The organism is Thermus arciformis (assembly GCF_900102145.1).
GTDB lineage: Bacteria > Deinococcota > Deinococci > Deinococcales > Thermaceae > Thermus > Thermus arciformis.
In genome coordinates this window covers 1-3499 of the sequence record NZ_FNBC01000075.1, presented here as the reverse complement: position 1 = coordinate 3499, position 3499 = coordinate 1, and the positions used below count along the sequence as shown (strand labels likewise).

The following is a 3499-nucleotide window of genomic DNA, read 5'->3' as shown; positions in this document are numbered from 1 at the left end:
AACCGTGGTAAGCTGCATCCGTGGGGACCCCCTCTCTTCTGGAGTGGTCCCCACATTTTTACTCGTCCAGTCTCACATGTGTCTGTCCGGGTTCACCCCCCGCCCCGTGGGGGGCGGGGGGCGGGCCTCGGCCCTAGGCTAGGGGATGATGGTGGTGTTCTCGGTGACGGTGTAGGGGCCGGGCGCCTCGGTGCTGGAGGCGTCCGCTTGGACCGTGGTGTTCGTCCCGTTCACCGCGTTCGCCCGCACGCTGAAGCGCAGGGTGGCCCCGGGGGCGAGGCTGGGGAGGTAGCGGAGCTGAACCCCGGTGGACCCCCAGGCAAGCACCTGCACGTCGGCGCTCAGCACGGGCGCGTAGGACGCGGGGCCGAAGGGCCCGTCGGGGTCAAGCTCCACCTCAAAGTCCACGCCCTTCACGCCGGTGCCCGCGAAGGTGGAGTTCCCGGCCGTGCGGGTGAGCTGGAGGGTCACGTTGTTCTGGGGCCCAGAGCTCCCCTCCCAGGCCCGGACCTCAAAGCGGTAGTAGTAGTCGCTGCCCTCGGCCACCGGGTCGGTGGAGGTGCCGCCCGTCAGGCTGTTGAACTCGCCGAGGGAGCTGATGGCGAGGGCGTAGGCGGTGGGCCTCGCCTGAACATCAACGGTGGCGCAATCCTCCAGGTAGTTGCCCACGGTGTCGGGGTTGGCGGTCTCCGGGGTGTAGGGCGGGCTGGGCCTGGGGTCGGTGCCGGTGGTGGGCTCAAGCTGGGTGGGCGGCACGTTCCAGAGCGGGTAGGGCGGCGGGCCGGGATCGTAGAGGAACTGGTTCAGGTTCCAGGCGTAGAGCCGGGCGCAGTTCCCCCAAGTGCCCTCCTCGCTCGCCCGGAGGTCCACGATGATGCTCGTGGAAGCCCCAAGGGCCAGGTCGCCGAGGTCCCACTCCAGGGTCTTGCCTTCCGGGTCCAGGGCGCCCGCCGGGCTCGCGTTCACGAAGTCCAGGCCCTCGCCGAAGAGGTCGCGCACCTTCAGGCTGTAGCCCGTGAGGGCGGCGGCGTACTCCACGGGGTAGGCGGCCTTGAGGGCCTGGTAGTCGGCGTCGCTGATGGGGGCCTCGGCCCGGTCCAGGTTAGTGGCGGTCAGGGTGAAGCGGACCCGGTCGCCCTGGAAGACGGTGGCGCTACTCGGCGTCTTGGTCAGGGTGAAGAAGGGCCGCACCACGTAGATCCGCTTGGCCGTGCTCGCCTCGGGCGTGTTGTCGCCCCGGGCCACGGCGCGGTTGTCAAAGGAGTAGGGGTCGGGGTAGGCGCTGGTGGTGCCGTAGGCGGGCGGCCGGAGGGAGTAGTAGTAGCCGGGCTCGTTCAGGTTTTCGTCGCCGTCGGTCGCCATGTCCCCGTCCTTGTCGTTCCACACGTAGCCCGGCTTGTGGCGGGCGTAGACGGTGACGGTCACGCTCACGGAGCCGCCGGGAGCGATGGAGGTGAGGGCGGGAGTGGTGGTGTAGTCCCAGGTGACCGTGTGGAGGATGGGGTCGTAGGTGCCGCCGGCCGAGGCGGAGACGAAGCCGAGCTCGGCGGGGAGGAGGTCGGTGACGACCACGTTGTTGGCCGTTTCGGTGGTGCTCAGGTTGCGGACGGTGATGGTGTAGGTGTAGGTGGCCCCGCTAGGCACCCCGGCCCCGCTCTGCACCAGGGTGACGTCGTTGGGAGAGTGGTCGGTGCCGCTCCAGCCGATGACCGTGGGGCCGCTCTTTTCAATGGCGAGGGCGGCGCCGGTCCAGGTCTTGGTGAAGGTGAAGTCCTTGAGGGCGAAGGTGTACTCGCTGGAGCCGTAGGTGACCACCACGTACAGGGTGGCCTTCACCCGGACGCTGATGGGCAGGTCGTTGGGGTGGACGCTGGACTTGGGCTGGAGGTAGATGCCGGAGCCGTCGGTGTCGTTGATGGCGGCGGCGCAGGTGGCCGGGCTGATGTCGCAGAGGTCCACCTTGGAGACGTCCCCGCCCACCAGCTCGTAGCGGACGTAGCCGAAGCCGGTGATGGGGAGGAGATCCGTGGTGGGCTGCTTCCGGCGCACCTCGGCGCGGAAGAGGTGGCGGTTCACCGGGTTGCTGTCAAAGTTGAAGGCGTTGACGATGGTGCCGAGGTCGGCGCCGGTGCGCCGCCCGCTGTAGCGGACGACATCGTCCCCGGTCAGAAGGGCGTCGTCGTTCCCGCCGTCCCGGAGGTAGAGGTGGGTGATGTTGTAGAAGAAGACCTTGAACTCCTTGGAGCGGGCGGTCCAGCCGGAGCCCTCCTCGCTGGCGGAGATGAGGAACTTCACAAGGCCGGGGGAGATCCCCTCGTAGTCGCCAATACCCTGGAAGCTGAACTTGGCGATGCCGTTAGCATCGGTCATCACGAAGTCCAGCTCGGTGACGTTCTGGGTCTCACAGCCCTTGTAGAGAAGCGCAGCGTGCTCCCCGTAGGAGATGGCGCTCACCCGCACCCGGGCGCCCGCCACGGGCTGGCCGCCATTGGTCACCCGCACGGTGACGCAGACGGGCTCCTCCGTCTGGGAGGCGTAGAGGTTGACGTCCTTGGCCGGGTTGTCCTCCCGATTCACGGGCAGGGGCTGGCCCCACTGGTCGGTCACGGAGACGATCTCAATGGCGCCCACGGGGCCGGAGGCGGTGTCCTTCTGGAGGCCGAGGTTCAGCACGGTGGTCTTGCCCGCCTCCACCTGGGCGGCCCGGCTCCCATCAAGGTAGCCCGCGGCGCTGGCGGTCACGGCGTAGGTGCCGGGGGCGGCGGTGGCGGTGAAGAGGCCGCCGCTACCGCTAAAGGTGAGGCTCGGGTCAGAGCTGACGCTGGCGCCGGTGAGGGTCTGGCCGGTGTCCGCCCCGTAGACGTGGACCACCAGGGTGCCCGTGGTGGGGGCGGGGGTGGGCTCGGGCTGGAGCTTGAAGGTGAGGGCCACCACCTTGCCCAGCTCCACGCTCGCCAGCTTGGCGTCACCCAGGTAGCCGCTCTTGTTCACGCTGATGGCGTAGGCGCCCGCGGCGGTGTAGGTGAGGTCCGCCCGGCCCTGGGCGTCCGTGGTGGCGCTGTTGGTCCCGTCCGACACCGTGGCCCCGGCGATGGGCGCCCCGTTCCCGTTCACCACCAGGACCGCCACCTTGCCCTCCGTGGGGCTGGCGGCGGGCACGGGGAGGAGGTTGAGGACCACGGTGGTGGTCTTGCCCGCCTCCACCTGGTGGGTGGCCTGGGCGTCAAAGTAGCCCGCCTTGCTGGCCTGGACGGTGTAGCTCCCGGGGTCCAGGTCGGTCAGGGTCTTGCCGCCGGTGAAGTTCTGGCTGTACCCCCCGGGACCCGTCACCTGGACCTGGGCGTCCGCTGGGGTGACGTTCACCGTGAGGGACCCCTTGGTGGGCGCCTGGGTGCCACCGCCTCCTTGCTGGCCGCAGCCCGCAAAGAGGAGGGCGAGGGCGCCCAACAGGGCCACGCCAAATGCCTTTAGCCGTACTCCCTTCATACCTTGCACCTCC

1 protein-coding gene and 1 pseudogene are annotated in these 3499 nt (G+C 69.2%); both read right to left on the bottom strand.

Translation table 11 applies throughout. The features are described from left to right. Window positions 1–138 precede the first annotated feature (138 nt). On the bottom strand, window positions 139–669 hold the full coding sequence (locus BLP62_RS14580) for a hypothetical protein (protein ID WP_093008744.1): 531 nt from the start codon (window positions 667–669) through the stop codon (window positions 139–141). A gap of 717 nt (window positions 670–1386) precedes the next feature. Further along, a pseudogene (locus tag BLP62_RS14575) lies at window positions 1387–2370 on the bottom strand (DUF11 domain-containing protein); the annotation flags it as partial. Window positions 2371–3499: the final 1129 nt, after the last annotated feature.